Raw genomic sequence first — 7,133 nt, 5'->3', positions numbered from 1 at the left:
TATCACAAATATACATGAAATTGCTCACTTTTGTTTTGTATACCATCAATTTGACTAATGGTTAACAATTGAAAATTTATGAATGAAATGACCTTTTTGTCGGACATAGTTAAGTACAGCATTTCCGGTGTACTTATATTTTTTGTGGCTTGGAACTTTATTAAGCCGATGCTTATGCAAAGCCTTAATTTCCAAAGAGTAGAATTGAAAAAATCGGGGCTTCAACATACGCTTCCTTTACGGCTGCAGGCTTATGAGCGGTCGGTTTTATTTATTGAAAGGATAAATCCTTCAAATTTACTGGTTCGTTTGCACGCACCCGGAATGAGCGCAACACAATTGCATCAAATAGTTCTTGCAGAGATTCGTTCTGAATATCAACATAATATTTCCCAACAGATCTATGTAAGTGATATAAGTTGGTCGGTAGTGAAAAGAATTAAAGATGAAACTATCGGTATCGTATCAAGTGCTTTAAATACTTTGCCACCCGAAGCGAGTGCGATGGACCTGAGTAAATCGGTCTTAACGCATTTAGCTGGTTTAGAAAGTGAAAATCCATACGATGTGGCTTTGAGTTTAGTGAAAAGAGATATTCAAAATTTATTTTGATTTATGAGTGTGAAGAACATTAAAACAAGCTCTGGTATTGAGATAAAGGAAGTTTATACCGAGTCTAAAAAATTAGAATTGCCTGGTGAATTCCCTTTTACTCGAGGGATACAGAAGGATATGTACCGTGGCAAATTGTGGACTATGAGGCAATATGCTGGATTCTCTACTGCCTATGAATCAAATAAGCGGTATCATTATTTACTTTCTCAAGGTACTACAGGGCTCTCCGTTGCTTTTGATCTTCCTACGCAGATTGGTTTTGATTCAGATCATGAAATGTCGGATGGTGAGGTTGGCAAGGTGGGAGTAGCCATCGACTCCTTGAGGGATATGGAGGTGCTCTTTGATGGAATTGATCTTCAGAAAGTTTCTAGCTCCATGACAATTAATGCGACCGCACCTATTTTATTGGCTATGTATATTTGCCTAGCGAAAAAGCAGGGCGCAGATTTAAAGCAGATTTCAGGAACTATCCAGAATGATATTTTAAAGGAGTATGCTGCTCGCGGGACCTATATTTATCCGCCTAAAGCGTCTATGCGGCTTATAACGGATATTTTTGAATATTGTAGCAAGGAGCTGCCAAAATGGAATACGATCTCTATTTCTGGTTATCATATTAGAGAGGCAGGTTCTACGGCAGTTCAGGAGCTTGCTTTTACCTTGGCAAATGGAAAGGCATATCTTGAGGCTGCTATTCAAAAGGGACTTGATATTAACGTGTTTGCTAAGCGACTGTCCTTCTTTTTTAACTGCCATAACAACTTTTTCGAGGAAATTGCCAAATTTCGGGCTGCTAGAAGAATGTGGGCCCAAATTACAAAAAGCTTAGGCGCAACAGATCCTGGAGCTCAAAAATTACGATTCCATACACAAACGGGAGGGTCAACGTTGACGGCTCAGCAGCCACTTAATAATGTGATCAGGGTCGCTAATCAAGCTATGGCAGCGGTTTTAGGGGGCACTCAATCTCTACATACCAATGGTTTTGATGAGGCCCTTTCATTACCTACGGAAGCTGCAGCGAAAGTTGCTTTAAGAACTCAGCAGATTATTGCCTTTGAAAGTGGGGTAACTAATACCGTTGATCCACTGGCCGGATCTTTTTTTGTGGAGTCTTTAACTGATGAAATAGAAAAGTCCGCTTGGAGATACATTGAAATAATTGATGCTAAAGGTGGATCAGTAGCAGCCATTGAGGAAGGGTACATTCAAAATGAAATTGCAAACTCGGCTTATCAATATCAAAAAGATATAGAAAGCGGCGAAGCAATTTTGGTTGGAGTAAATAAGTATGTTGATGAAGTGGGACTTAAGCATGAGGTTTTTCGGGTAGATGATTCTATTCGAAAAGTACAAATTGATCAGCTATTGAAACTAAAAGCCGAAAGAGATGGCCAAGCAGTTCAAAAAGCACTTGATGAGCTTCGCAATTCAGTAAAAGACAACTTAAATACCATGCCTTTTATTATTGCTGCGGTTGAGGTTTATGCCACTCTTGGTGAAATTGCCGATACGTTTAGAAAGGAATTTGGCGAATATTAGGGTTTTTGCATTCGAAACTTCAATAAATAGCATTTCTGCCAAATTTGAAGACTTATTTTTTGTCTTGATGATTACTAATTACTTGCTTTTTTTTTATTCTCATTTCTAGGGAATAAAAATGCATATAAAAACCAATCTGAAAATCGGTTGAAATAGAGGGGCTTTTCAAAATGATTTGTGGATAAAATTATTCTAATTTATTTTTTATAAAGAAGCAATATGATTTTCAGACCTATTTATTGCAATAAAAATGTGTATAAATTATTGAAATAGCCTATAAAACTGCATGTAAATAGCTTTTTTTTGCTTCAAAGCTTCTAAAATATTGCTATCATTATCGTATAAATTAAATGTTCTAAAACTAAGTTATATTACTGATTATCAATGTATTAAAACTAATTTAAAATTATCCTTTTTAATTCATTTTTTTTTCCGATTATTGAAAGTTCAAAGAGTTATTAACATTTCTTTCTGCACTGCTTGTAAATCAGATTATTAGTAAAATTATATGGAAAAAACTTCTACACATGTATGGAATAATTGTCTTCAAATTATTAAGGATAATATCCCGGCCCAAAGTTTTAAGACTTGGTTCGAGCCAATAAAAGCCTTAAGACTTGAGGGAAATATTTTAACCATACAAGTGCCAAGTTTATTCTTTTATGAATGGTTGGAAGAACACTATGTTGGCTTACTCCGTAAAACTGTAAAAAAGCAGTTAGGAGAAGAGGGTAGACTTGAATATAATATTGTAGTTGAAAAGTCTTCTACAAGTATTCCTTACACAACCAATATGCCTTCAAATGGTAATGGTGCAGAAGGGAAAAATCAATCGATGCCAATGCCAATTTCCTTGAATAAGGATATTAAAAATCCTTTTATTATTCCAGGCTTAAAAAAATTGCAGGTAGATCCTCAATTGAATCAGAATTATACATTTGAGAATTTTATTGAAGGTGATTGTAATAGACTCGCCCGATCTGCAGGTTATGCGGTTGCTGGCAAGCCTGGTGGTACTTCCTTTAACCCACTAATGATTTATGGTGCCGTTGGTTTAGGAAAAACACACTTGGCTCAGGCTATTGGAAATGAAATTAAACGAACGCTTACTGATAAATTGGTGCTTTATGTTTCTTGTGAGAAATTTACTCAGCAATTTGTAGACGCTTTAAAGAATAATAATATCAATGATTTTGTGAATTTCTACCAAGCAATGGATGTACTCATTATGGATGACGTTCATAATTTCGCAGGAAAAGAAAAAACACAAGATATTTTCTTCCATATCTTCAATCATTTACATCAATCTGGTAAACAGTTAATCATTACCTCTGATAAAGCTCCAAAAGATCTTTCTGGATTGGAAGAGCGTCTTCTGTCTCGTTTTAAATGGGGTTTATCTGCAGATCTGCAGATTCCAGATCTTGAAACGAGAATGGCCATCTTGAATAAAAAGATGTATTCTGACGGTATCGAATTGCCTTCTGAAGTAATTGAGTATGTAGCTCATAACATCGATAATAATGTTCGAGAACTTGAAGGGGCAATGGTTTCATTATTGGCCCAATCTACCCTTAACAAAAAGGAAATTGATCTGAATTTGGCTAAATCAATGCTTAAGAATTTTATCAAAAATTCAAGCAAAGAAATTTCAATGGAATATATTCAGTCGCTTGTTTGTGAATACTTTGAAGTGCCGATTGATATGGTTAAATCTAAAACCAGAAAACGAGAAATTGTGCAAGCGCGTCAGATTTCTATGTATTTGGCCAAGCTTCATACCAAAACATCTCTTAAGTCAATTGGTGCTTTTTTTGGTGGGCGCGATCACTCAACCGTGATTTATGCTTGTCAGACTGTAGATGATCTAATTGATACCGACAAGAAATTTAAGGGTTATGTTGCCGATATACAGAAGAAGCTGAAAATGAGCTAATTATTGAATTAATTGCTCTAAAGTATAGGCTTAAATTAGTTCAGCTAGGTTTTTCTATATCGTTAATCAGACTATTTTTTTCAAGAATTCATGTGAAGATGTCTAGCATTCTACCCGGTTTGATGCTCAGTGAATGATAATGCTCGTTTTGATTAATATTCTAGCGCTTTAACTAAGATTTTTAAAATTAATTTGTAGTTTCTTGGTCAGGAAATTTCGGTTCGATTACTCAGATCTACTCCCACGCCACCAAGTTATTGAATCACTATTTCTTTTTTTCAGATTTTCAAAAATTGATATTTAATTTGATGGCTAACGATATTGCTCAACATGTATGGTGTTTAAGTAGTACCTTCGATTGGAAGTAATTTTTACTGTAATATCGATTTTAGTGTTTGAATTTACAGCGTTTTAATTATTATCAATAACCATTATAAAATGAAAAAACAATATCTATTAGTGCTTGGCCTATTGCTAAGTACTTGGGCAAGCGCACAAACATTAAATTTAGAGAAAGAAGCTATAAAAAAAGCCGTTAATACCGTATTTGAAGGAATGAGAACATCTGATTCGGCTATGGTTAAGGGAGTATTTGCACCTAATGCAGTTCTGCAAACTATTCGTCCGGCAAAGGATGGATTATCAGCTATGCTTAGTGGTGATCGGATGGAGCCTTGGCTTAAGGCCATTGCTCAACCTAAAACTGCCGATCAGATATGGAATGAAGTGATGGAATTCGATCAGATTTTAATTGATGGGAACCTGGCACAGGTTTGGGGTAAATACATTTTCAATATCGGAAGTAAGTTTTCGCATTGTGGAACCGACAATATAACTCTGGTAAAATATGTCGATGGCTGGAAGATTGTTTATTTAATTGATACTTCAAAGAAGGAAGGATGCCAATAATCCAATTGTCATGCCTGAAGCTGTTAACAAGCTTAGAGCTATTTTTCTAGTTTTTTAATAAGGCGAAAAATAAAATTAATTCAATTAAAAATCGGTAAATTGATTTATAAGCTCATGCTAAAATAAAAAAAAACGATTTGAATAATTCCTAATTCCCATTTACAAAAATCGCCCCGGCTTTAAACCCGAGGCGATGGAATAACTATTAAAGTTTGCAATTGGTTTATGATGGTTTTAGGTCTTGATTAATTGAAGGGGCCTATAGCAAACAGTAGAATCATACTTTACCAACTTCCACTAGATCCGCCGCCGCCGAAGCTGCCGCCACCAAAACCGCCAAATCCTCCACCACCACCAAAGCCACCTCCACCACCGGAAAATCCACCAAATCCGCCGCTATTGCCACGTCCTATTTGCGAACCCATTAATAACCACCAGAACGGGCTTGCACTTCCGCGACCGCCAATTACTTCATTTCCACCACCACCTTTTTTGATGGCAATGACTATGATGATAATCATGATGATGATAAAGCCAATACCGAGTCCACCTTCTTTACGACCCTTTTTTGGTGAATCGTTCTTGTATTCCCCTTTGGTATAAGATATAATCGCATTTGTTCCCTCATCTAGTCCAGCAAAGTAATCTCCAGCTCTAAAATTTGGGCTAATCTCTCTTTCAATAATTCTTTTTGTAATTGCATCCGGTAGGGCTCCCTCTACGCCGTATCCCGTTTGAATAGTAACTTTCCTGTCGCCTAAAGAGACAAGTACCAACACCCCGTTATTATTTTTAGCACCTCCAATGCCCCATGATTCTGCCAGCCTAACGCCATAATCTGATACATCATAACCCTCAAGAGATTTAACTAGCACTACGGCAATTTGGGTGCTTGTAGAATCGTTAAATGATACCAACTTTTGTTCAAGTTGATCTATCTGTTGAGCTGAAAGTGTTTGTGTATAATCATTGACTAAACGATTTGGCTTTTCTGGGAAAGTCTGCGCGATTAAAACAGCGCTGAATAACAGAAATACAAGTGTTGAAAATATATGTTTAAATCTCATTTGAAGCGTTATTGTATTTATAAATTCCATTATTTTCCATCCATGAAAGAAACCTCATTCGGCAATTCATTAACATCGCTATCGAGATATGGAAAATAGGTTTTGAGCTGCTCTCCAGCAATTTTAACACCAGCGATAATTCCAGCTGTAAGGTCGCCCTCCTTAAAATAGGCTAACATAGTGTCTTTGGTGCTATTCCAAAAGTCATGCGGAACTAATTTGTTTATTCCGGCATCTCCAATTATAGCAAACTGATGATCTTCGGTTGCTATATAAATTAATACCCCATTTCTTTGTGCGGTTTTATCCATTCCCAGTTTGTTGAAATAGTTTGCAGCTCGGTCTAGAACCGGTTCGCTACAAGTCTTTTCAACACAAATACGGATCTCTCCTGAGGTATATCTTTCTGCCGACTCAACAGCATTACTGATGAGCTCTTGCTCTTTTTCGCTAAATATTGACATGGCTAAAATTTAAATCGCCGGAATAAGTCCCGGCGATTTCTTTTAATAATGGAGGATAATATACCCCTTAAAACTCGACTTTTGGCGCTTTGTTAGCTCCTGCTTCTGCTTGAAAATACCCCTTTGTCTTAAATCCAAACATTCCTGCTGTTAAATTATTGGGAAATGTTCTGATAGTTGAATTGTATTCTTGAGTAACAGTGTTAAACTTTTGACGCTCTACGGTAATTCTATTTTCAGAACCTTCAAGTTGTGCTTGTAGTTCAAGGAAATTCTGATTTGCTTTTAATTCTGGATAAGCCTCTACAGTTGCTAATAGACGTCCTAGTGATTGGCTTAAAGCCCCTTGAGCGGCCTGGAATTGCGCAATCGATTCAGGTGTTAGTTTTGTAGGGTCAACATTTACAGAAGTTGCTTTAGCACGCGCCTCAATAACCTGAGTTAAGGTTTCTTTCTCGAAATTTGCTGCCCCTTTTACAGAATTAACAAGATTTGGAATAAGATCAGCTCTCCTTTGATAAACGTTCTCAACCTGAGCCCACTGCGAAGTTACCTGCTCATCTAGTTTTACCATGCTGTTGTATCCGCATGAGCTTA

The 7,133-nt window shown here is 36.6% G+C and carries 7 protein-coding genes; 4 read left to right on the top strand and 3 right to left on the bottom strand.

Annotated elements, in window-relative coordinates; translation table 11 throughout:
- Positions 1-78: 78 nt before the first annotated feature.
- The 4 genes from ACILQF_RS08830 to ACILQF_RS08815 all read left to right on the top strand — a co-directional run bounded on the left by ACILQF_RS08830 (position 79) and on the right by ACILQF_RS08815 (position 5,005).
- Positions 79-612 (top strand): hypothetical protein, encoded by a 534-nt coding sequence (locus tag ACILQF_RS08830; RefSeq protein WP_395627053.1) that lies wholly within the window; start codon positions 79-81, stop codon positions 610-612.
- A gap of 3 nt (positions 613-615) precedes the next feature.
- Positions 616-2,160, top strand: a complete 1,545-nt coding sequence (locus ACILQF_RS08825) for a methylmalonyl-CoA mutase (protein WP_395627052.1) — start codon at positions 616-618, stop codon at positions 2,158-2,160.
- A gap of 508 nt (positions 2,161-2,668) precedes the next feature.
- Positions 2,669-4,096 carry a chromosomal replication initiator protein DnaA gene (dnaA, locus tag ACILQF_RS08820; protein WP_395627051.1) on the top strand — a complete coding sequence of 476 codons (1,428 nt, stop codon included), beginning with the start codon at positions 2,669-2,671 and terminating at the stop codon, positions 4,094-4,096.
- Positions 4,097-4,534: 438 nt separating this feature from the next.
- Positions 4,535-5,005: a nuclear transport factor 2 family protein gene (locus ACILQF_RS08815; RefSeq protein ID WP_395627050.1), complete on the top strand. Its 471-nt coding sequence runs from the start codon at positions 4,535-4,537 to the stop codon at positions 5,003-5,005.
- 284 nt (positions 5,006-5,289) lie between these two features.
- On the opposite strand, the gene ACILQF_RS08810 is transcribed toward ACILQF_RS08815, so the two are convergent.
- From ACILQF_RS08810 to ACILQF_RS08800, 3 genes are all read right to left on the bottom strand, one after another.
- Positions 5,290-6,072 carry a TPM domain-containing protein gene (locus ACILQF_RS08810; RefSeq protein WP_395627049.1) on the bottom strand — a complete coding sequence of 261 codons (783 nt, stop codon included), beginning with the start codon at positions 6,070-6,072 and terminating at the stop codon, positions 5,290-5,292.
- 29 nt (positions 6,073-6,101) lie between these two features.
- Positions 6,102-6,536, bottom strand: coding sequence for a TPM domain-containing protein (locus tag ACILQF_RS08805; protein WP_395627048.1), 435 nt, complete (start codon positions 6,534-6,536; stop codon positions 6,102-6,104).
- Between the two features lie 67 nt (positions 6,537-6,603).
- A partial coding sequence (locus ACILQF_RS08800) for a LemA family protein (RefSeq protein ID WP_395627047.1) occupies positions 6,604-7,133 on the bottom strand: 530 nt, incomplete at its 5' end.

It is taken from the genome of Daejeonella sp. (genome assembly GCF_044232565.1).
GTDB lineage: Bacteria > Bacteroidota > Bacteroidia > Sphingobacteriales > Sphingobacteriaceae > Daejeonella.
The sequence above is the reverse complement of the archived record's forward strand: the minus strand, read 5'-3'. Positions and strand labels throughout refer to the sequence as shown.

Excerpts from the sequence above, each read along its gene's own strand:
- ACILQF_RS08810 (WP_395627049.1), bottom strand. The coding sequence starts at position 6,072 with ATGAGATTTAAACATATATTTTCAACACTTGTATTTCTGTTATTCAGC.
- ACILQF_RS08830 (WP_395627053.1), top strand. The coding sequence starts at position 79 with ATGAATGAAATGACCTTTTTGTCGGACATAGTTAAGTACAGCATTTCC.
- dnaA (WP_395627051.1), top strand. The coding sequence starts at position 2,669 with ATGGAAAAAACTTCTACACATGTATGGAATAATTGTCTTCAAATTATT.
- ACILQF_RS08825 (WP_395627052.1), top strand. The coding sequence starts at position 616 with ATGAGTGTGAAGAACATTAAAACAAGCTCTGGTATTGAGATAAAGGAA.
- ACILQF_RS08805 (WP_395627048.1), bottom strand. The coding sequence starts at position 6,536 with ATGTCAATATTTAGCGAAAAAGAGCAAGAGCTCATCAGTAATGCTGTT.
- ACILQF_RS08815 (WP_395627050.1), top strand. The coding sequence starts at position 4,535 with ATGAAAAAACAATATCTATTAGTGCTTGGCCTATTGCTAAGTACTTGG.